The sequence below is a fragment of the Synechococcus sp. MIT S9503 genome, from assembly GCF_047304175.1.
Taxonomy (GTDB): Bacteria; Cyanobacteriota; Cyanobacteriia; order PCC-6307; family Cyanobiaceae; genus Synechococcus_C.
Genome location: NZ_CP138955.1, coordinates 956,866 through 979,542 on the forward strand (window position 1 = coordinate 956,866; position 22,677 = coordinate 979,542).

Annotated in this window: 13 protein-coding genes and 1 pseudogene; 5 read left to right on the forward strand and 9 right to left on the reverse strand. The window is 54.7% G+C overall.

Going from position 1 to position 22,677, the window contains the following annotated elements:
* The first annotated feature begins 270 nt into the window (after positions 1-270).
* A complete protein-coding gene (locus SIB56_RS05260) occupies positions 271-2,841 on the forward strand; it encodes a SwmB domain-containing protein (RefSeq protein ID WP_413326115.1) in 2,571 nt (856 codons plus the stop codon).
* A 336-nt stretch (positions 2,842-3,177) separates the two neighbouring features.
* On the opposite strand, the gene SIB56_RS05265 is transcribed toward SIB56_RS05260, so the two are convergent.
* Entirely contained in the window at positions 3,178-4,695 is a 1,518-nt protein-coding gene (locus SIB56_RS05265; RefSeq protein ID WP_413326117.1) for a DUF1254 domain-containing protein, read from the reverse strand.
* Positions 4,696-4,819: 124 nt separating this feature from the next.
* On the reverse strand, positions 4,820-6,379 hold the full coding sequence (locus SIB56_RS05270; protein WP_413326119.1) for a DUF1254 domain-containing protein: 1,560 nt from the start codon (positions 6,377-6,379) through the stop codon (positions 4,820-4,822).
* 928 nt (positions 6,380-7,307) lie between these two features.
* Here SIB56_RS05270 and SIB56_RS05275 point away from each other — a divergent pair.
* Entirely contained in the window at positions 7,308-9,587 is a 2,280-nt protein-coding gene (locus tag SIB56_RS05275; RefSeq protein ID WP_413326121.1) for an arylsulfatase, read from the forward strand.
* Between the two features lie 603 nt (positions 9,588-10,190).
* Here the strand turns inward: SIB56_RS05275 and arsJ are convergent.
* Together arsJ and SIB56_RS05285 are read right to left on the reverse strand one after the other, a co-directional pair.
* Entirely contained in the window at positions 10,191-11,450 is a 1,260-nt protein-coding gene (gene arsJ / locus SIB56_RS05280) for an organoarsenical effux MFS transporter ArsJ (RefSeq protein ID WP_413326123.1), read from the reverse strand.
* An 8-nt stretch (positions 11,451-11,458) separates the two neighbouring features.
* Positions 11,459-12,489: pseudogene (locus tag SIB56_RS05285) on the reverse strand (ArsJ-associated glyceraldehyde-3-phosphate dehydrogenase).
* 137 nt (positions 12,490-12,626) lie between these two features.
* Here SIB56_RS05285 and SIB56_RS05290 point away from each other — a divergent pair.
* On the forward strand, positions 12,627-12,950 hold the full coding sequence (locus SIB56_RS05290) for an ArsR/SmtB family transcription factor (RefSeq protein ID WP_413326125.1): 324 nt from the start codon (positions 12,627-12,629) through the stop codon (positions 12,948-12,950).
* Between the two features lie 760 nt (positions 12,951-13,710).
* Complete coding sequence (locus SIB56_RS05295; protein ID WP_413326127.1) at positions 13,711-14,703, forward strand: DUF1214 domain-containing protein; 993 nt, start codon at positions 13,711-13,713, stop codon at positions 14,701-14,703.
* A 416-nt stretch (positions 14,704-15,119) separates the two neighbouring features.
* Here SIB56_RS05295 and SIB56_RS05300 read toward each other — a convergent pair whose 3' ends face one another.
* Positions 15,120-16,718, reverse strand: coding sequence for a multicopper oxidase family protein (locus SIB56_RS05300; protein ID WP_413326129.1), 1,599 nt, complete (start codon positions 16,716-16,718; stop codon positions 15,120-15,122).
* Positions 16,719-16,980: 262 nt separating this feature from the next.
* On the opposite strand from SIB56_RS05300, the gene SIB56_RS05305 reads away from it, so the two are divergent.
* On the forward strand, positions 16,981-18,051 hold the full coding sequence (locus SIB56_RS05305; RefSeq protein ID WP_413326131.1) for an amidohydrolase family protein: 1,071 nt from the start codon (positions 16,981-16,983) through the stop codon (positions 18,049-18,051).
* Positions 18,052-18,192: 141 nt separating this feature from the next.
* Here the strand turns inward: SIB56_RS05305 and SIB56_RS05310 are convergent, their stop codons facing one another.
* From SIB56_RS05310 to SIB56_RS05325, 4 genes are read right to left on the reverse strand one after another with little or no spacing between them, the layout of a single operon-like run.
* Positions 18,193-19,977 carry a transglutaminaseTgpA domain-containing protein gene (locus SIB56_RS05310; RefSeq protein ID WP_413326133.1) on the reverse strand — a complete coding sequence of 595 codons (1,785 nt, stop codon included), beginning with the start codon at positions 19,975-19,977 and terminating at the stop codon, positions 18,193-18,195.
* Positions 19,974-20,831, reverse strand: coding sequence for a hypothetical protein (locus tag SIB56_RS05315; protein WP_413326135.1), 858 nt, complete (start codon positions 20,829-20,831; stop codon positions 19,974-19,976). The genes SIB56_RS05310 and SIB56_RS05315 overlap by 4 nt, the downstream gene beginning before the upstream one ends.
* Positions 20,818-21,714 carry an AAA family ATPase gene (locus SIB56_RS05320; RefSeq protein WP_413326137.1) on the reverse strand — a complete coding sequence of 299 codons (897 nt, stop codon included), beginning with the start codon at positions 21,712-21,714 and terminating at the stop codon, positions 20,818-20,820. The genes SIB56_RS05315 and SIB56_RS05320 overlap by 14 nt, the downstream gene beginning before the upstream one ends.
* A gap of 53 nt (positions 21,715-21,767) precedes the next feature.
* The gene (locus SIB56_RS05325) at positions 21,768-22,664 is read right to left on the reverse strand and encodes an LOG family protein (protein WP_413326139.1); all 897 of its coding nucleotides are present in this window, start codon (positions 22,662-22,664) and stop codon (positions 21,768-21,770) included.
* Between the last annotated feature and the right edge of the window lie 13 nt (positions 22,665-22,677).

A 22,677-nucleotide genomic window follows, 5' to 3' on the forward strand; every position in this document is an offset into this window, starting at 1 on the left:
CCGGAAGCAAGACTCAGCCCCCTCTTGTCGCCTCTCATGGAAACCAAGCGATGGCCTGATCAAATCGTGCACGAATCGGACCACATACCAGTCGCAGCAGTGCATTGCCGCTTCGATAATCACGTGAAGATCAAGCCTGCACTTGGTTATTCCCTCTCACGCACTAATAGGGGATTTCCCTTGGAACAGGGGGTCCAATGCTGGCGTCGAGGCGACACCCTTCGCGCCTGATCTGGGGGATCAGCGCGCTCATCCGGCTGAGGCGTAGCGATGTCATTCACCCAACTCGGCCCCGATATCGATGGAGAAGCCGGTGGTGACAACAGCGGACACAGGGTTTCTCTCTCCAGCGATGGCAGCGTCGTTGCCATCGGTGCCCACCAAAACGATGGCAATGGCACAGATTCGGGCCATACGCGCATCTACCAGTGGGATTCAGCCTCCTCTTCCTGGAATCAACTCGGTAGCGATATCGATGGAGAAGCCGCTGGTGATTACAGCGGCCATAGGAGGGGGGTTTCTCTCTCCAGCGATGGCAGCATCGTTGCCATCGGCGCCATGCAGAACGATGGCAATGGCTCAGATTCAGGCCATGTGCGCATCTATGCCTGGAACGGCAGCTCCTGGGTACAACGCGGTAGCGATATCGATGGAGAAGCCGCTGGTGATTACAGCGGCGTCAGCGTTTCCCTCTCCAGCGATGGCAGCGTCGTTGCCATCGGTGCCAGCTCAAACGATGGCAATGGCACAGATTCGGGCCATACGCGCATCTACCAATGGGATTCAGCCTCCTCTTCCTGGAATCAACTCGGTAGCGATATCGATGGAGAAGCCGCTGGTGATTACAGCGGCGTCAGCGTTTCCCTCTCCAGCGATGGCAGCGTCGTTGCCATCGGTGCCAGCTCAAACGATGGCAACAGGCATACAGGCTCAAATACGGGCCATACGCGCATCTACCAGTGGGATTCAGCCTCCTCCTCCTGGAATCAACTCGGTAGCGATATCGATGGAGAAGCCGCTGGTGATTACAGCGGCGTCAGCTTTTCCCTCTCCAGCGATGGCAGCGTCGTTGCCATCGGTGCCAGCTCAAACGATGGCAATGGCACAGATTCGGGCCATACGCGCATCTACCAATGGGATTCAGCCTCCTCTTCCTGGAATCAACTCGGTAGCGATATCGATGGAGAAGCCGCTGGTGATTACAGCGGCGTCAGCGTTTCCCTCTCCGGCGACGGAACCCTTATGGCCATCGGTGCCCTCTACAACGATGGCAACGGCGATAAATCAGGCCATACACGCCTCTACCAATGGGATTCAGCCTCCTCCTCCTGGAATCAACTCGGTAGCGATATCGATGGAGAAGCCGCTGGTGACAAGAGCGGCGTCAGCGTTTCACTCTCCAGCGATGGCAGCTTCGTTGCCATCGGTGCCCAATACAACCATGGGCTTGGACCTGGAACTGGTGTTCGTGCTGGCCACGTAAGAGTCTTCAGTCTCGACACCACTGCGCCCACCTTCTCCTCAGCTGCCACCAACGCCGCCGGCACCAAAGTTGTCCTCACCTACGACGAAACTCTCTCCTCAACCACAGCGTCCACCTCTGCCTTCACGGTCAGCTCAGGCGGGGTAGCCAATGCCGTCACTGCTGTAGCAATCTCCGGTTCCACCGTTGAGCTCACACTCGCCAACACCATCAAAAAAACGGAGACCATCACTGTTGCCTACAGCGACCCCACAAGCTCCAACGATGCCAACGCGGTTCAAGACTCAGTCGGCAATGACGCCGCAACCCTGAGCACTCAATCCGTCACCAACAACTCAACCGTTGCTTCTGCCCCCTCCTCTGATAACTCAACCTCCAAGCAAGACTCAAGACGCAATCAAACGGTTGCTCCTGACTCGTCCTCTGACGATTCAACATCCAATAACGACTCAACATCCAGTATTGACTTAAGTCGCGATTCAGACTCAGGAAGCACTCTTCTCCTCAACGACAACAACTCCTTCTCCGTCACAGATGGCGACAATCAAGGCCTCTGGCTCAATCTAAAAGTTCTCTCTGCCAGCACAAGCCTGCAGAACACCCTCATCCTCATCGATCAGAACAACAACGTCCTTGGCTCAATCGGCGCCACTCAGTTCTCCAAAAACTGCGGTGATCACGCCATCTTCATTCCAGAAGGTTCAACCATTTCCTTCCGACAATCCAGCAGCAACCAGCCCATCAACAGCTCTCCGCAACACACCATCACCCAGCAAAGCGATGGCATCTACAAGCTGCGCCTCAACGACAACACACTCGACAGCGATCACGATGATCTGATCATCGACATCAGCCATTCCTCAGCCTCTCCCGATCCCAGCGCCACATCCATCGCCGCCGAGCAACAAGAGCTCCACGACGCCATCCTTGATCTCTCCTCCATCCCTGCAGACGGTCAGACACTCCAGATCACTCTCAACAGCGACTGTTCTTTCATCAATCGCTTTGCACTCGTCAAGCTCAACCAGACATCCTCAGGCGAGTTCACCGTGGACGGGTACAACAACACAGCAGCTGATGCCTTTGATCAAGCCGTTAGCGACAGCCTCATCAATCCCGGCGGCAGCATCACCACCGCAACTGGCCTGCAGCAGCAGACCATTGAATGGACTCTCTCTTCCGCAGACGCTGGCTTCTATGCACCTGTTCTGATCAACCCAGCAGGTGACATCCACACCTACGGCTCCTCTCACGTCAAAAATCTCGGTTGCAACCTCTTTGCCTTTGAGGACGACAGCAAGATCTCAACCTCCGACTACGACTTCAACGATCTCACCGCCAAATTTCAAATCATCTAATTCCATCTACTCAGGCATTCACAACAACACCGCTCAGACAGCAAATCAGCACTAGCCCACAATCACGACCAGTTGCACAACAAATCAGAGACACCTCAGGGACTACTCCATGAAACCCAATGCAATCAAACACTCCTGAGTGGCAGCAGTACCAGGGCCAGCTTTGGTCCTCAGATTGGATGCCGCTGGCAGCCACCACGCTCCCCATCAATGCAGTGATTCTGCAGAGGAATGGATCAGGCCAGGGGGAAAGCACCAACTGCGGCACAGAACAGCACCACTCGTTACGCAAGTGGTGCGTCCGCCTGAATGCATTTTTAAATGATGATTGACCAGCTATTTGACTAATTCGAAGTCGCCTGGCATCCAGCTTTTGTTGAACCATGGTTCAAGCGGACCGTAGAGACGAAGGATCGCGTTGTATCCCTTGCCGGGCATGGTCTGCACCCAATTCCCTTCTTGTCCTTCAGGTGCACTGGGACCGAAGTAAACGGTCGCAGACCCATCATCATTCAGTTTCACACCTTTTGAGTTGCTATCCAAACCACCGGTGACCTGGTCGGTCTCGAGGATCGAACGAGTCTGATTGTCGTAGACCATGAACGACCAGAAGTCCTTGGCCGGGATCGGCGCAGGCAAAGTCACCTTGTAGGTCATCGCTCCATTCAGAGGCACGCCATTGATATCAGTGGTTGCCATCGCATAGACCGACCCCTTGCCAACCATCGGCTTGACCATCATCGGGGTGCTGCCCGTGGCGTAGTAGTAAAAGATCAGGCGATCATCTAACACTCGCTCGCCGTTATTGAGAAACTCATAGCTCCCTCCAGCAAGGGGTGAATACCACTGGCGCTTCCCGGGGTAGAAGTAAACCTCTTCGTTACGAGGTCTGAAGACGGCAACCCGGGCATAGGCATTAGCAATGGTAGAAGCTTCGGTGAGAATCTTGTTCATCCGATCGTCCGGGTTGAACTGCTGTCCTTTTTTGATGCCAATCGCCCCAGCTAGCCCTACAAGCTCAGGATCCCAGGCGGTCGCGGGCTCATACTGAATCACTTCATTGATCTCGTCGTAGAAGCTCGAATCATTGGCGTGAATGGTGTTGTATTGCTTATTCGACAGATTGATAAATTCGGTCGTCTTCGGATTGTTGGCGTCTGCAAGTGGATAAATCTTGAAGGTCTGCTTGAAGGCTTCAATAGCTTTCTTGGTTTCACCTGGCTTAGCGGCGATACGCATCAACGCCCAATGGCGGTAAGTCTTTGTCTTTGAGACGAAATATCCTTCGGGGATCTCCCCTTCGTAGTCAGGGCCCACCAAAAGGTATTTGCCTCCTTGGCCCTTGTCGGCTCCGACCAATCCAAGGTCTGTGACATAACGGAAGAAGGCATCATTCACAAATCCGAGCACCGGTGTGCCGATCTCGAGCACGACGGGTCCGTCTTTCACATCGATTTCCGCATGCACGTAGGGCGTGGTCGTCTGTGGCGTCAGCCACAGGGAACGGGCATTCATCAACTCCTCAGTAATCCCCACCGAGCGGTTGGGCTCGAGACCGATCTCGACGTGCCCGTTAAGCATTCCATACATCGAAGCGGCTGGCGTTCCATTGATGAACAGTTCAACTGCACGGGAAATATCTACGAAGTTGCTCACTTTGGAGAGAGTTTCCTTCGTTGGAAATCCGTCTTGAAATGTCAGGTCGCCGAGGTAGCTGCTCTCCATCTTGTCGGGAGTTAGCAATTTCTCGGGAACCTTCGCCTTATAGGTTGGACTCTCCTGCGCTAGAAGGGGTGAAACGGCAATTGACCCTGCAAGAACCGCGGCGGTGAGCATGAGGTGCTTGGTTGTCATTCTCTAATCTCCTGATTGTTGAATTGGATTGCCTGACGACATTGATGTGGCATGAAGGACTGATTTCACCTCCCGACTAAAACTTTTGCTAGCAGCCCCTTTGTGGAGCTTTCTCATGCAATCGTTAGTTCACAGGCATGATGTCCTGCAAGGGATAGGTCTGATCGAAATAGGCCTGAGTCGGTCCGTAGAAGCGCAGATAGGAGAACCAGCTCTCATCGGGATTGGTCTGAATCCAATTGGCTTTCTCAACGCCGACCGGCAATTCAGGGCTGAAATGCAACGTCACTGAACCATCGTCGTTCTCAATCAGACCCGTTCTTGAGCTCAGTGCAGCCCTGCCTTCATCGTTGTGAATCAGCGTGCGGGTGTTGACGTCATAAACCACAATCGACCAGAACACCTCAGCAGGCGCGTTGGGCGGCATCGTCAGCTTGTAGTGCTTGTCGCCTTCCAAAAAGTTGCCATTGCCATCCTTGTATGCCGTCCGATATTGCTGTCCTATGCCTGCCTGCTCGATGTAGTAGGCCTTGCCCCTTGAAACAGCTTCCCAGGTGAATGCAGCCCTGCGATAAAGCTGATCCATATCACCATCTCGGTCATCCACCGTGACCACCATCAGCTGATCCCAGTGGGTGCCCTTGTAGGGATCATTGTTCGAGAAGGGCTTATCAAAGGTGATCGATTTGAGCATGGCCTCACCGATCACGGCAGCTTCCTTCAAGACCTCAGCCTGAGCAGACGTTGGTTGAAAGGGTTGGCCCTTCTCCAGACCAAGCGAGGCGAGCATGCTCAGGAAGAAGCGATCGCGATCTTCAAAGACTTCGCGATCCATGATTTTTTTCAAGGCTTGCCAGTAGGCCATCCCATGGGGCTGCCATTGCCCCCACTCGGTGGTTTCATCCACGTCAATAATCGGATGCAGGGTGGGATTGGCTCGTTTTGCGTAAGGAAAGATGCGAAAGCTTGATAACAACTGATCGGCCTCAACAGGATCGGGCATCAGGGCCCTGATCCCTAGAAACGCAATATTCGAGCCATTGCGAATGACGGTGTACTCATTGGTATCCAGACCATCGGGAATAGCCATCTGAGGCGCAAGGATGAGCAGCTTCGCGCCATTGCCCTGATCAGGACCTGACATCCCGAAATCATGAATGCCACGCTGCCAGATGTCGTTGACCACCCCTGCTGACATTCCTTTGGGAATGTCAAAAACCAATGGACCTGTTCTCGAAAGATCGGCAAAGGCAACTGCATAGGGAGTCGTGGCATTGGCAGTCAGAATTCCCTTCTTTGCCCTGGGAGAGGTCAGCCGCACAATCTGGCCATCCTTGGCAGCGAAAAGCTCCTCATGGGACTCAAGCCATCGGGCGTAACTGACAATCGGAACGGCCCAGATATAAGCCTGCGTTGCCTTGTGAAAATCGAGCTCGTTCTTCAGTGCATCGATGGTCTCAAGACTGGGATACCCTCCGGCAAAACCACCCTTGGTGAAGGTGAGATCACCAATGCGAGATCTCAGTGTCTTGGGAGAACTCTTTCCATAGGCCCTGAATTCTCCGGGGCTGAGTGCACCTTTGATGTCTGTGACATCAGCAGATTGAGCCTTGGCGATCGGACCCCGCTCAGCCAATCCGCCAAAAACCAGACCCAAGGACAAAGCAATCGGGAGAGAACGCATGAAGATTGAAAACTCTGGTACGAAAGGAATTTGTTGCTTGAATATTAATCGAGCTGCAGAAAAACTTGGTACTGATAGTGCATTCTTTTTCTTATGGACGCGTGCAGCGTTGCCAACCGATTTTCTGTAGATTGATCCCATTTCGATGCCTAGGTGCTAAGAATTCGCTTCTGCCTGATGGGTTTCCCAAGCAGTGCTGAAAAGGGATAGTCGCTCACGAGAATGTACTGAGCGTGTCGCGTTGCTGCATCGGCCTTGAGCTGAATGAGCATCCCTTCATGCCTGTTCACCAGCCAGACCATGAGCTTTTTCTTCCGCCGCTCTCGACTGCTTAGCTGAAACCAGGGTTCAAGACCCTCAGGGACCATTCCTCAAGCCGTTGACTCTTGATTCCACAAGACTGAAACAAGGGTCACAACGACGGATCCCAGTCCCGCCGGTTCAAAGTACCCAGCCTCGTCATGCCGATTTGGGAGTCGAGCAGTTGCCCACACAGCTCCCCAGTTGCACAAAAAACTGAGGACAACTGAGGGATCAACCCTCTAGAACCATTGCAATCAAACACTCCTAAGTGGCAGCAGTGGCCACTAGGGCCAGCTTTGATCCTGAGCCGATATGCCCTCAGAAGCACTCAGATATCTGGAGAATGCCGCTATGGCAAAACGCTCTTAGGAAGTCCTGCCATAAGGGAATCTTCGGTTTCGGATGTAATTTTCGGTGATATGAAAGTGTTGAAATAAACCGCATAAACATTATTCGCTACATCTATAACAAATCAATTCAGTCGCGATAGGGACACAACAAAATGAGAGATCGAGCCATATCTGAACGGTTGAGGCTGCTGTACGCCCTTGCTGCCTTCTTTTCCATCGCGGGGTGTGCAACATGTGCCCCAGCTCTGTCTACCGAGTGGCCTGACCGACGCCACTTGCCGATCGAGCCGTACCAAGAACTCGGAAAGATTGCTCCGTCTGTGGGTGGAAGCGATCCTATTGATTGGCCCAAGGAGATCGAAGCACCAAAGGGTGCTCCGAACGTGCTGCTGGTGATGATGGATGACGTGGGATTCGGTGCAAGTTCAAGCTTTGGCGGCCCGATTCCAACTCCCACCCTCGACAGGGTTACGAGAGAAGGATTGCGATACAACGCATTCCATACCACGGCGGTGTGCTCCCCCACGCGGGCAGCATTGATCACGGGACGCAACCACCATGTCGCCTCTACCGGCATCATCATGGAGTTTTCGACGCCCTATCCGGGATATCACAGTTTAGTTTCCCGCAGTGTCGGCACCATCGGTGAGATTCTCACCGCCAACGGCTACGGCACTTCCTGGTTTGGCAAAAACCATAATGTTCCGGATTGGCAGACTTCGCCCGCAGGCCCCTTCCACCTCTGGCCAACAGGCTTGGGCTTCGAATATTTCTACGGTTTTCTTGGAGCCGATGCCCATCAGTACCGCTCGCCGATTTATGAGAACACGGTGCCCATCGAGCCTTATCTAGGGAAGAAGGATTTCCACCTTGATGAGGCGATGGCGGACCGTGCAATCGCCTGGATGAGGACACAGAAATCCGTCTGGCCCAATAAGCCTTTCTTCGCTTATTACACACCGGGTACTGCGCATGCTCCCCATCACGCTCCGAAAGAATGGTTAAACAAGTTCAAGGGGAAGTTTGACCACGGTTGGCATCGTCAGCGAGAAATGACCTTCGCCAAGCAAAAGGAGATGGGAATCATTCCTGCCGATGCCGTACTCAATCCCTTCACGAATGATTATCAGAAATGGGACGAACTCAATACTGATGAGAAACGGATTGCTGCGAGAGGTATGGAAGCCTATGCGGCTGCGCTCGCGCATGCCGATTATCAGGTGGGTCGTGTAATTAATGCCATCGAAGAGATGGGCGAGTTGGAGAACACCCTTGTCATCTACATCATGGGAGACAATGGCTCAAGCGCGGAGGATCCCACAGGCATCGGAATGACGAGTGAGATTGCCACCATGGGCAACAAGGTGGCCGATCGGCCCGAGTACATGCTTGAAAATCTGGATGAATTCGGAGGCATGTGGTTCGAAAATCACTACTCCCACAGCTGGGCGCACGCGATGAACACGCCTTTCCAATGGGACAAAAAAATTGCCTCCCACCTGGGAGGATCCCGCACTGGAATGGCCTTAATGTGGGGCGACCGAATTAAGGATCCTGGTGCTGTCCGCAGCCAATTTGGTCATGTTAATGACATCGTACCCACCATCCTTGAGGCTGCGAGCCTTCCCGAGCCAGAAACAATCAATGGCTTTAAGCAGGTGCCAATGAACGGCAAGAGCCTGCTCTATACGCTCAATAATCCTGATGCACCAGAGCAACATAAGACCCAGTATTTTGAGGTCATTGCAAACCAGGGCATTTACCATGAAGGATGGATAGCCAACAGCACTCCGAAGCGACTGCCCTGGGAGGGCAGGGGCCCCAGCAATCCTGATCCGTTCAACGACTACGAGTGGGAGCTCTACAACCTCAGAGAGGATTTCAGTCAGTCTAAGAATCTGGCCAAGGAGAACCCCGAAAAGCTTGAGGAACTTCGTGCCATTTTTATATCGGAAGCCAAGAAGAACCAAGTCTTTCCACTCGACGACCGCTACATCGAGCGGGCCGACCCTGCCAACCGTCCGGAACCAAACCGTGGCCGGAAGGAGTTCGTGTACTACGACGGCACCTTTCGCATCCCTGAAGGAGCAGCAGTGAGCGTGAAAAACACCTCATTCAAGATCACTGCCAAACTCTTCATCCCGGAAGGTGGTGCCGAAGGAATGATCATCACCCAGGGCGGTTGGTTTGCCGGTTGGGGATTAATGCTGCTCGAAGGCAAGCCAACCTTCAAGTACTCGCTTTCTCACTACCCGGAGCACAAGCACACGATCAAGGGCAAAAATGTGCTCCCCGCAGGTGACCACACGCTCGTGGCCGATTTCGACTACGAGGGAGGAGGAGTTGGAAAAGGAGCAACAGTCACCCTTCTCCTCAACGGCGAGGAAGTGGCAAAAGGAAATATTCCGGCAACGGTACCGACCCGTTTCTCCATGACAGAAGGTCTGGATGTTGGCAGGGATGCCGGATTGCCCCTCACAAAGGATTACGACGTCCCCTTCCGCTTCACCGGCAAGATCGGAAAGGTGGTTGTCACACTTGAAGGCGAAGAGTGAACTTAAACTCTGGATTGGATCACTCCACCCATTGGCTGATCACAATCAAAAGCAACCAATTGTCTTGATTGATCAATGAATAATCCAAATCCAGGCAAGACTTAAGAGCGCTAACAAGTCCTCATTCTGTGAAAAGGTACTTTGTTTGGCCTTGTATTCATGGTGCTGTCATGACAAACGCCAAACGTAGCCATGGCCATAGGCGTTGTGGAACACACCACCCACATCAGGGTCAGAGTAATCACAACAGCTGAGCCATTACTGTTGCCAACAAACAACGGCCATTTAGATTGCCGGGTCGATGACATCTCCCCCGACCTTAAAAAGTAATGACGAGGACAATACTGATAGCAATACAGGCTATGAATTAGCACTTGCCCACAATCACGCCCAGTTGCATAAAAATCAAGGGACAACTTAGGGATCAACCCCCTAGAGCCTTTGCAATTAGGGGCTCCAGATTGGCAGCAGCGGCCACCAAGGCCAGCTTTGGTCCTCTGCCGAGATGCCCTCAGTTGCCCTGAGATCGCCCTTCATGACTGCAATAATTATCTCGAGATCGCTATTTGTGGAACCACCGGCCAAAACTCGTCGCAAGTTGCTCTACTGACAAGCCAGAGACGATTTAAAAGAGGGAATACCCAAGCTACTCAGCCAAGACAGAAGCACCAGAAAAGAGGATACCCACAAGCAGAGCTGCATACCAGCCATATCCGTACGACCAAGCATGAAAAAGGCCCCAGAAAGAATCGTTCCGGCGAGGCGGCCTGCAGCATTGGCCATGTAATAAAAGCCGACATTGAGGCTGACGTCCTTTTGTTCAGTGAATGCCAACACCATGTAGGAATGAATCGAGGAATTCATCGCAAACACCACGCCAAAGGCGGCAAGACCAGCAGTGATGGCGATCGCGACGTCGACATCTCTCCACAAAGCCACGGCAATCAATGCAGGAATTGCCGTGAGAACAGCAGACCAAAACGACACAGCCTTCACGTCTGGGCTGCTGGACTGAGTCCAGAGTTTTCGTAGAGCTGGAGCACTGGCCTGAATGATGCCATAGCCAATCACCCAGAGGCCGAGGAAGCCGCCGATCTCTCCAGAAGACCATCCCAAGGCTCCCTCGAGAAACACCGGCAGTGCCACCACAAACCAGACGTCTCGGGCTCCGAACAGAAAGAAGCGAGCCAGTGAAAGCATGTTGATCCCCTGCGAGTTGGAGAACAACGCAGAGAATTTCGGATTGGTCGCCATTTTTCCGATGTCGGCCGGCAACACCGAGGTGAGAAGCAGAGCCAGAGCTAAGCCGAACGCCATCCAGGCCACAGCCGCACTGAAGCCAAACACCGTCAGCAACACTCCCCCAAGGAAAAAGCCCACACCTTTGAGGGCATTCTTGGATCCGGTCAAAACGGCGACCCAGCGGAACAGCCGTTTGTCTGCTTGATCAACGTCAGCACGACTGGTGGTGACCACAGTTTTGATGGCACTCTTGGCACTCATCTTGTTGAGATCCTTGGCGATACCACTGATCGCCTGGGCTGCCATTACATAGGCCACACTGAACAGCTTCGGCCAGGTTGCCGACACCGGGATCAACAGCAACAGTGCGGCAATCTGCAAAACGGTGCCGACCCAGAGCGTTAGCCGTAGCCCGTAGCGGGCTCCGATCCAACCACCACAGAGATTGGTGACGACACCGAAGAATTCGTAGAACAGAAACAGAAACGCGATCTCAAGTGTGCTGTAGCCCAGCGCGTGGAAGTGAAACACCACGAGCATGCGCAAGGCTCCATCGGTGAGCGTGAAGGCCCAGTAATTGGCCGTCACCAAGGCGTACTGCTGGAGGGCTGAGAGGTTCATCGCAACACTCAGGTCGTTTCCAGATTCACCAGATGACAGACCAGATCCACCATCCGACTGCTGTAACCCCACTCGTTGTCGTACCAGGCGTAGACATTGAGTTGAGTGCCATCCACGACCATCGTTGATGGTCCGTCAATCACCGCACTGCGGCTGTCGTTGGAGTAATCACACGACACCAGGGCCTTGTTTCGTAGCCAAGGATTCCTTGGAGTAAACCCGCAGCGGCATCAGCGAAGGCGGCATTCACTTGCTCAACAGTCACCGAGCGCTTCAGTACAAAAACAGCATCCGTGAGGGAACCATTCAGCAACGGCACCCGCGCGGCATGACCGTTGAGCTTGCCCTGCAACTCCGGAAAGATCATCGCTATCGCCTTGGCCGATTCTGTGGTGGTGGGGATCAACGAGTTGAGACCAGAGCGGGCACGCCGCAGATCGCTTTTGAAGGCATCCACGGTCACCTGAGTGTTGGTGATGTCGTGAATGGTGGTGATCATGCCGTGCTCAATGCCGAAGGCCTGATGAACCACCTGCACCACAGGAGCCAGGCAATTGGTGGTGCTTGAGGCAGCGGTCACCAGCGGGTGGCGAGCTGGGTCATACAGGTGGTGGTTGATGCCGTACACGATGTTGAGAACCTCGTGACCTGCCACGACTCCATTCACCGGACAAGCCACCAAAACACGCTTCAGGCCGCACTGATCGAAGTAGCCACAGAGCGTCTCTGGAGTTTTGAAACAGCCACTGGCTTCCAGCACCATCTCCACCCCGAAGGCCTGCCAAGGAACGTCGGCTGGATGGCGGTGTTGCGACCAACTGAGCGAGTGCCCATCGATGCTGAACCCATCGCCGTCGCTGTTGCGATCAACCGCCTTGTTCCAGCGACCATGCACCGAATCAAACTCCAGCAGATGGGCTCCTGCCGCGGCATCACCGGCAGGATCATTGATGTGCACAAGCTCAATACCTGGGCCGTTCCAGAGCGCTCGAAACACAAGCCTGCCGATCCTGCCGAAACCGTTGATTCCAATGCGCATCGGGAGACCGCCCAGCAACGTTGCATAGATCAACCAATCTTGATGCATCAATCCTGATTGATGCAAGCACTAGCTTGGTGGCTGTCGATAACGTTACGGGTCGCTCCTCATAGGCGTTTGATCCAGACCATTGCTCCATGACCCCAGCTCAAACGACCGCTGATCCCGCCTTGGTTCAGAGCCTGCTCAAAGCACTTGCGGATCCCAACCGGTTGCAAATCATTGAGGCTCTGGCCTCCGGCGAGCGTTGCGTCTGCGATCTCACGAGCGATCTAGGCCTGGCCCAATCGAGACTGTCGTTTCATCTCAAGGTGCTTAAACAATGCGGCCTGCTGAGTGATCGGCAGAGTGGTCGCTGGGTCTACTACCGGTTGCAGCCGGACGTGATTCAAACCCTTCAAGGCTGGCTTGAAACACTCATCGCCCGATCACAATCAAAAGCAAGCAACTGTCTTGATTAATCGGTGATTGATCAAGGTCTAGACAAGGCGCAAGTCCACTAACGAGGCCGCATGAATTCCATGCAAAAGCTACTTTCATTGGCTTTGCAGCCATGGTGCTGACCTGGCAACCGCTGAACTTCGCCTAAGGCATTTCTACTACGGAACACGCCATCGACTTCAGGCCCCCCGCCATCACCACACCAGAACCAGTAACGACTTCCTACAAACAACGACCAGTGAAATTGCCAAATGCATGGCATCTCCACCGACCTTAACAGTGGTGACGAGGGCCACACTGATAGCCATTCAGGCTGCGAATCAGCACTCACCCACAATCACGACCAGTTGCACAACAAATCAAAGGCAACTCAGGGACAAGCCCCCCAGACCCATACATATAACCGAGATCTAAGTGGCAACAGCAGCCACCAGGGCCAGCGCTGATCAGCAGATTGGATGCTGCTCGCAGCCAATCAATTCAAGTTTCCTGACAACGATTCTGCCTAGAGGCGAATCGGGCAGAGAACTGCGGTCAAGGTTGGGTCTTCTGCAGAGATACTCTCAAAGGCATTACAGGGCCACCAACGACACCTCAAGCCACAGGTGATCAAAGCCAAAAGAGAATTGAGATGTCGATAACAAAGTCAGTGACATCAGTCGGATAACTGCAAAAATCATCCTTAAAGGGATCAAAACCGCGTTCCCCTTCAGAATTTCTGAGATGTCTCAACGCCTTCGTCGTTTCCTCTGCCTCCTGCCTCTGCTGACTCTGAGCCCAATGGCAGCAGCACAGGATACTGTCGAGTCCTACTTGAGGGAGTTTCCGAATCAGGAACAGGTCAAGATGATGAACACCTGGCTGGAGAAGAACGAGAAGGGCACCTTCAAGTTCACCGGTTTGGTGGATCCCAGCGACACCACCGTGGTCACACCACAAGCCACTGTCGACTACGGCTACAACTGGTTTTCGATTTCAGAAGGCCCGGCGATCCTGACCACGCCTACGTACGACAAATTCCTGTCGGTGTCGATCTTCGATATGAAGCACAATGTGCCTGCTGTCATCACCAACCCAACCAAGCCAATCCTGCTCAAACGACCCAGCCAAGCGATGCCCGAGGGCGACTTTGAGGTGGTTGAGCTTGAAACGGATCAAGGTCTGGTGCTGACCAGAATGGTCGTTGTCGAAAACCTGGACGCAGTCATCGCCTCCCGTAGCCAATTCCAGATGGAGGGCGGCAAAGGAGACATGCAGCGTGAAGTCAAGCAATTCAGCGCAGAGACGGAAAAGAACGCCCAGGCCGTGATCGACACGGTGATCACCTATATCAACCCCGATGACGCATTCGGTCGGGTCAGCGGAGACGTCAGCTTCCTCGACCTCGCAGCCGGAGTGAAGTTGGGCCAGCTAGGAACGCCTTCAGACACGGTCCGTTACGGCACCATCTTGGTCGACGACACCGGTGCGCCTTTACGCGGTGATGCGACGTATGTAGTGACTGTGCCTGCAGGGCTCTACAACCCAGGCGGCTACTTCTCGGTGACCCTCTATGGAACCGATAACAAACTGCTGATCCCGAACGATCTGAAGATCTACGACCGGACCACATTCTCCTCAGAGCCGAACCAAGACGGAACAACAACCATCACACTCAGTCCTGATGGAAGTGGAAAAAACGGAATCCCCACTGGCAAAGACTTCTATGGAGTCCTTCGTGCGTACGTACCAGCACCCGGTGCAATCATGAAAGTGAAGGTGGAGCGGCAATAGCGAAAAGCGATGTTGGGATAGCAACTTCTTCAGTAACGACTGATCGAGCGGCACAATCACGCCATTCGAAAACTGGATGCAGTTGCTGAATCCAGCGGTTGCCCACAATCACGCCCAGTTACACAAAAAACTGAGGACAACTGGGAAACAAGCCACTCAGACCGATTACAAAAACGGGGAGCCTGGTGGCAGCAGCGGCCACCAGGACCAGCGCTGATCCTCAGATTGGATGCTGCTCGCAGCCACGCAATTCAGGTTTCCACACAACGATTCTGCCTAGAGGCGGCGCCATGCAGGAGCTGCTTTGAAGCTGCTCAGAATCCATTGTCATCTTCAATTCTGTGAATACAGAACCGAGGCATAAAACCTGTTGAGAGTATTTCAACGGTCTGAGGTGATCACCGAACGAAGAAGCGTCAGAAAGCCAGTTGCTCCTGACTGGAGCCCTCTGGGTTCCACCAGCTCAGATCGGACGAGCGATAGGCCACAACGTTGAACATGCCGCGAGCATGGTGGTAAGCGATATGACAGTGGAAAGCCCAGATGCCAGGATGGATTGCATCGAAGGCAATGCGACAGGTCCCCCCTTTTGGGACAAATACGGTGTCGCGCATAGCGCCGGCCAACGGCTGGCCATCGATTTCAATAATTTGGAATTCATGGCCATGCAGATGCATGGGATGTCCCATCGGGGTGGGATTAAAGAACACCATCTCCACACGTTGGCCTTCCTCAACCCAGTAAGGATCACGGTAGGGATAAAAACGATCATTTAGGCCCCAGGTGTATTTGGGAGCAGGGCCTGTCAAAGAAACAGGGATCGTGTTCTCAGCAGAGCGAACCGCAAGGGGTCTTTGTGCCCGTAATTGCTTGTCTTGAGTGAAATCGAGGCGACCAGTCCACTGATCCGTTTGCGGAGCCAAAGCGGGCGCACTGAGTTTCGGGTTGTTGCGCAGCACAACGCCACAGCGCAAGTTGCTGCGTTCACCCAGAGCCAGCAGTGGAAAAACCCCAGGCTCTTCTGGGACTTTGATGCGCAGCGTCAACCGCTGAGCCGTAGAAAGTTGAAACACCGAGCCGGTGATTGGCTCCACAGGATTGGCATCAGTGCGGAGCAATTCGCCATTGAGGTCACCTAGGTCGAGGAAAAAGCTCGTGAAAGCGCTGCCAGCAATCCAGCGGATCGCCACGGTCTCACCTGGCAGAACATCGATAATTTCCGGAGCATCAAGGCTCCGCTCATTCGCCAGCAGCGCGTCATAAACAACATCCGGGGCCATCATCAAACTCCCCTGCTCCCGTTTCCAGCCAAAGCGTTGCTTCACTGGATCCCATTGCTGACTGAGCAACAAACGCGGCTTATGCCATGCGAAATCAGCTAAATGTTTGGACATAGCCGTGCCGCCGCCGCGCTCGCCAGCAATGACGTTGTTGAGGATCTGGCTGGCTGGAGTGAAGCTGAAGTCGCGCAGCATCACTGTGATGGTTCGATCAGCCCACATCTCCTGCTCCTGATCGAGAATCACAAAAGGCTCAGCCACAAAGCTCTGGGTCTGCAGGCCATAGTGCGAATGCATCCAGAAGGTCCCGTTTTGCACCAGCGAATAGTGGATCCGCTGACTTTGTCCCGGTGGAATAGGTGGTTGCGTGACAAACGGCACCCCATCCATGGCATTAGGAAGAATCAAGCCATGCCAGTGAACCGATGAAGGTACCGGCAATCGGTTGATCAATTCGAGGTTGATGCCTTTGGCTTGCGAGGTGGTGAATCCGCGCTGACCATTCAGCTGCCGAATACAGCCGCGGACAACGGTTTTTCCCAGAACTGTGATGGGTGCTGTTGCTATTTCAAGAACAACGGTCTCTCGATTTCGAGGCCGCTGAAACGTCGGCTGTCTGATGAACTCCTCCCAGGACAATCGAAGACTGGCTCGGGTCGTCCTGATCAAGTCGAGGCTGACGCTGGTCACGAAAGCACCAAGCACACCCATTCGCAGAAAGGAACGACGAAGCAAGAGTCTGCGAGCCAGTTCTCACCGTTTAATTACGAACAGAGGGAACTCCATAAAAAAACAGTCTCTTATAAGCATTGATGACTTCAGTTCGCTCAGATCTCAGAATCGCTCTGACTAGCTGAACCAAACACCATTGCAAGCCCCTTCAGCGGCTCTAGCGAAGCATTCCACAAACTGAAGATGATGGAGATGCTCAAAGGCAGCCACGTTGAGCGCAAGGCCTCGAGTGTCTTGCCAGTGACCCACAACACAATCAAGCCCAGTGGCACAACAAACCAGAGACAACGCAGGTACCACTCCACAAAAACCACTGCAATTAGAAAGTTCGATGGTGAACCAGAACCGCACCCCAGCATCACAAGTAGAAACAGATAACGAGCCAACCATCAACAAGATCGCTCTCGAAGAACACTTCTCCATCAGAGAACTTCTCCCCACATCAGCGGAGTTGGAGTTTTTCGACCCACAGTTGCTGGGCGCGATTGAACCATTGCTGCCTGAACTGGCTGAACAGCGACTGGCCAATATGGACAAAGCCGGGATTGAGATCGCCGTGCTGTCACAGACTGCGCCGGGAATTCAAGCGATCGCCGACTCGTCCGAAGCATCGGATATTGCCAGACATGCCAACGACTGTCTGCATGCAGCGATAGAGCTACAACCCCGGCGTTTCAGAGGCTTTGCGGCACTGAATCTTCAGGATATCGATGTCGCTTGTGCAGAGCTGAAGCGATGCGTGAGCGAGCTGGGTTTCGTTGGAGCTCTTGTCAACGGCAGCACACAAGGTGAATACCTTGACAATCCCAGAGTCGATCCGCTGTGGTCAACACTCGAGCAGCTTGAAGTACCCCTTTATCTCCATCCCGGACTTCCCACCAACCAACCCGCTTCGATGGTGAAGGAACTCGATGGTGCCACTTGGGGCTGGTCATTTGACACCGCCACCCATGCGCTGCGCCTGATTGTGAAAGGCGTTTTCGAAAAACATCCCAACGCCAACGTGATCCTTGGACATATGGGGGAGAACCTGCCCTTTTATCTGTGGCGACTGGACAGTCGTTATGCGTCGACTCGCTATCGCAATGACATCAGCACCACACCCAGCGCCGTATTCCGACGAAATTTTTTCATCACCACTTCAGGCGTCTGTGATGACGCTGCACTGAAGTGTTCGATCGCGACTCTCGGCGCGGAACGCATCATGTTCTCCACGGATTACCCCTATGAAGACATCGAACTCGCAGGCCGATGGATCGACCAGGCTGCGATTGATCAAACCGCTAAGACCATGATCTGCAGAGACACGGCGCGGAGGCTGCTTCACCTGGACTGATTCCCTGTAGAAATCCAGCTCAGCAGCTCCATGGCGCCACCAACCATCTCTGCGAGCTCAAAGCAGCGGGCAACAAAAACAGATCGAATGCTCAAATTGAACCTGGCTTACGGGGAAAGTTCTTTTCAGTCAGGAGAAGACTCACAATGATCCTCGAAGAGAAGAACGAAGACGTCGACGAATCATTCGCCACTGGCGCTGAAGATTCTTTCGCTTGGGAGCACTGAGCTGGGCATAGGCGATCAGCTGCTGCCGATCAGCCATGGCTGCAAACAGATCGGCATGATCAGGATGCAGGCGCGCGGCACGCTGGCAGAGCTGAGCGAAACTTTCGCCAGGCAAGGGATGTACACCAAACCGAGCAAGCAGGCGCAGCGACTGATCAAGCGGTTGACGCCCCGCTACCGAGTGGCGCAACATCACCCACCCCAGACTGGATGAGGCCATCGACGTCAACAGCACCGTGAGACCAAGCCATCGCTGTTGATCACCGAACAACCGTGTCAACCAGATCTGCTGACTGGACTGATCGAAACCCAGCCACCAACGGGTCCAGACCAGATCCAGTCCCCACCATTGCCGCTGAATCCACTGCCACCAGGACAGCTCAGACTCCTCCCGCATAGCAGCTGGGAGTTGTTGTGCGAGAGGAGTCTCAGCACCCGGAGCAATCCAGAGCGTCGGGTCGACACGTTGCCAGCCGCTGTCGTTCAACCACACTTCCACCCAGGCATGGGCATCGCTCTGGCGCAGTTCGAGATAGTTCGCCCCGCTCAGCGGCTTCACCAATCGCCCGCCTCGATAACCGCTGACGACGCGGGCCGGCACATCCGCAGAACGCAACAAGGCCGCGAGTGCACTGGAGTAGTGACCGCAGAAACCCAGCTGACGATCAAACAGAAAGTCGTCGAGATCCAACGCTGAGCCTGGTTGAAGACTGTATTGAAATGGCTGACTGCGGAACCATCCCTCCACGGCAGTCAAACGCTCACGATCACTGGGCAGGCTGAGAAACCCTTCTCCAAGCTGCCTCAGCCGTGGAAATCCAACCGCCGGGAGCTGACGCTCACTCGCCAGCGGTGGGCGGCGGCGCCAGTCCTGCGTGTTCCCAGCGGCCTGCAATCGATAGGCCCGGCGTTGTCGTGAGGCGACATTCATCAACAGCTCCCCCTCGGACGCAATCCACTGATCCGCAGCCACCGGGGCCGAGCTTCCATCCCAGGGGAGCGCACGGGTTGCTGAGGGTTCGACAACCCACCACTGGCTGATCGGCGCAGTGCTGCGCACATCCCTGACAGACGTCGGAGGTTCAGGGGAGTCGCGGTGCCGCCAGCGACGACCATCAAATGTTTCGTGCACCAGTACACGCCAGTAGGCGTCGTCTGGTATGACGACTCCCTGAGCCACCGTCATGCGGGCAGCGGATGCGTCCACCGATGCCAATGTCGCGATGCTGAGTGGATCGAGATCAGAGGAGAGGCCGGTGACGGCACCGCGTGCAGGCCCAAGCTGCGTTGTCCACAACGGAGGGATGCGCGGAACAAGCAGGAACAGCACCAGGGCCAGTGGTAGAGCTGCCGCCAGCAGCTGAAGACTGCGTTGCAGAAGTCCTCGGAACGACAACATCCCCTGCAGCTCCTGACTGAGCAGCCCTGCAAATGCGGTGCATGCGGCGATCAACTGCAAAGCGGAAGCCAAAAGGCTTTGCAGCTGAGCCGCCAGCAACCCCGCTGACAGCAACTGCAGAAACGCCACCAACCGGCGGTCAAAAGGCCTGCGTGTCTCCCTCAACTTGAACATGGTGCAAATCACCAAGGCCCAGGTCGGCCAGGTGAGCGCCGCCGCGCTGTTCAATGCAAAGCACTGCAGCAGCAGCGGCGGGAAGGCGCACCAGGCCAGCGCTTCAGCTGGCAGCCTGCGGATCATGCGGTCGCCAATGCCTCCAGACAAGCATTGCGATGCCGCAGGCCCAGATCCGGTGCCAGGGTTTTTCCGCGCAGGCGCAGGCCGTAACGCACACCCTGCTGATGCAACTGCATCACCCGCTGAGCCAGATGCTCCACAGCCCGATCCAGTGGCAGGCCCGACGCCGGTTCCAGCATCCACTCGTGATTGCTGGGATCGGCGAACACCTTCGCCTGGAGTGGCCGCCCCCTGGCGGCACCGGTCCAGTCGACCACTGCTGGTCTCTCCTGATCACGCACGTCGCGAAGATCGTGCCATTCATCCTGACCATCGCGGGACTGAGACGTTATTCGCTCCCCAACCGGACCTGAGCGGCGGCGCGGCCAGATCAACTGAGTCTGTGGAGGCAGCCAGCGCGTCCAGCAAATGAACAGGCCCAGAGGAGCGATGGTCTCAATCTGCAGCTGGGGTGGCTGCTGCCAGCCTCGGCACTGCGGACTCCAGGGGAGAGCCAGCGTGGAGATTCCCGCCGATAACTGCAGGTCTGCAGCCTCAGACCCGTCGCGAAAACGAAGACGCATCGGAGGCCGAGGTGAACGGGTTTCCAGAATCAGCGGGTAGGTGACGGTTTCTGCGGCAAATGCAGGTGGCGGCTGACCGCAGCGCACCGTCAGACCATGCAGCGTGTCGTGGGTGAGAAACATCGCCAGCAACATGACGCCCAACATCAGGAAGCCCAGCAGCAAGGTGCTGTTACTGGCGGTCTGAATCGCCACCAGCAGAAGAAACGCCGCCCCGACAAGCCAAAGAAGGCCGAAGCGACTGGGAACGATGTAAAGGGATCTCAGCCCAAGCCTGATCTCATCGCAACGCATTCACCCGCTCCAGAAGATCGGTGCTGAGGGGTGTACCGGCGTTTGCTGGGCAGCCGGCATCAAGGCGATGCTCCACCACAGCAGGCAACACCGCCTGCACGTCGTCGACCAGCACATGGTCTCTGCCATGGATCAGTGCCCATGCGCGTGCAGCCGCCACAAGACCCTGGCTGGCCCTCGGCGACAACCCCTCCTGCCCCAGGCGGCTCGCCTCTACCAGGTCGAGCACATACTCCAGCAGTTCCTGGGAGCAGTACTGAACCGCACAGCGCTGCTGCAGCTGAAGCAGAGCCTGATCATCAACCCCCTGAAGACTCTCAACAGGAGAACTATCACCACGAAGCAGCTGACGCTCCGCATCACGGTCTGGGAAGCCAAGACTTACGCGCATTAGAAAACGATCCAGCTGTGCCTCAGGCAGAGGGCTCGTACCCACCTGATCGAGACTGTTCTGTGTGGCGATCACAAAAAAGGGGTGAGGCAGAGCATGGCTGGTGCCATCGATACTCACTCGTCCGGCGGACATGGCCTCGAGCAGTGCGCTCTGGGTGCGAGGACTGGCTCGGTTGATCTCATCCGCCAGCAACACCTGAGTGAATAGCGGTCCCCTCTGAAAGTGAAAAGTTGAATCTGCTTGATTGAATACGTTGATTCCGGTGAGATCTGCAGGGAGCAGGTCACTGGTGAAGCTCACCCGCTTGAACGCCAGTGAAAACACGGTTGCCAGAGCCTCGGCAAGGGTCGATTTGCCCATACCGGGACGGTCTTCAATCAGCAGATGCCCCCCCGCCAGCAGGCAGCTGTAAGCGAGACGCACCTGCTTCTCCTTGCCGAGCAGAACGCGACCGACGGCATTGGTCAACGGCAGCAGCTCAGCAGTCACAGAGGATTTCCACAAACCCCATCTACAGGTTGGCAACCCACTGGAAGAATCGGTCAAGGACGACTCGGGGCCTGCTCCCGAATCAGGTTCCATGCTTCAGCGGGAGTATCAGCAAACTGAAATAATTGCCGGTCTTCATCATCAATCAGACCTGATTCGGCCATGAAATCAAAATCGATCACTCTCGACCAATACTCTGTTCCAAAAAGAATGATTGGCATCGCGCGTTTCGCCCCAACCTGTCTTAAGGTCAGAACTTCAAACAGTTCATCCAACGTTCCGAACCCGCCTGGAAAAAGAACTGCGCCAACCGAATGCATCACAAAATGAAATTTTCTTAGCGCAAAATAATTAAACTTGAAGCACAGATCTGGAGTGATATAGGGATTGGGATATTGCTCATGAGGAAGATCAATATTGAGCCCAATCGAACGACAACCGGCATCAAAGGCTCCGCGATTGGCAGCTTCCATGATTCCAGGGCCACCACCAGTGACAATCACATGAGATGAACAACCTGGGGTGGTGCCCTCTTCGGGCTGACCATGCCTTGAAGCCAGAAAAGCAAACTCTCTGGCTGCGTCATAAAACGCTGAAAGCTCAACAAGTTTTCTGGCTTTGTGAACCCTGCGCTGATGCTGAGACGAATCAGGATCTGCGCTGAGTGCCATCAGTGATTGTTCGAGAGACGACTCAGCGACAGCCCGCTCCTGAATGCGGGCACCTCCGAACACAATAATTGTGGACCTGATGCCGGCCTCTTCCAGCTGAAGCTCAGGTTTACTGATCTCCAGAAGCATCCTGACTCCTCGCATCGAAGCACTGTTGAGCAGATCGAGATCCTGGTGGGCGAGTTTGTAGGTGTTGGAGTGAATGATCTGATCAAGGTTCCTTGCAACCTGGTCCTCGTCGTTATTGAGAAATTCAGAATCGCTTGCTGCTGATGACATCGAGGAAGCATCC

Coding starts and splice junctions, on each gene's coding strand:
- SIB56_RS05260 (WP_413326115.1), top strand. CDS start 271: ATGTCATTCACCCAACTCGGCCCCGATATCGATGGAGAAGCCGGTGGT.
- SIB56_RS05265 (WP_413326117.1), bottom strand. CDS start 4,695: ATGACAACCAAGCACCTCATGCTCACCGCCGCGGTTCTTGCAGGGTCA.
- SIB56_RS05270 (WP_413326119.1), bottom strand. CDS start 6,379: ATGCGTTCTCTCCCGATTGCTTTGTCCTTGGGTCTGGTTTTTGGCGGA.
- arsJ (WP_413326123.1), bottom strand. CDS start 11,450: ATGAACCTCTCAGCCCTCCAGCAGTACGCCTTGGTGACGGCCAATTAC.
- SIB56_RS05290 (WP_413326125.1), top strand. CDS start 12,627: ATGACCCCAGCTCAAACGACCGCTGATCCCGCCTTGGTTCAGAGCCTG.
- SIB56_RS05295 (WP_413326127.1), top strand. CDS start 13,711: ATGGCAGCAGCACAGGATACTGTCGAGTCCTACTTGAGGGAGTTTCCG.
- SIB56_RS05310 (WP_413326133.1), bottom strand. CDS start 19,977: ATGATCCGCAGGCTGCCAGCTGAAGCGCTGGCCTGGTGCGCCTTCCCG.
- SIB56_RS05315 (WP_413326135.1), bottom strand. CDS start 20,831: ATGCGTTGCGATGAGATCAGGCTTGGGCTGAGATCCCTTTACATCGTT.
- SIB56_RS05325 (WP_413326139.1), bottom strand. CDS start 22,664: ATGTCATCAGCAGCAAGCGATTCTGAATTTCTCAATAACGACGAGGAC.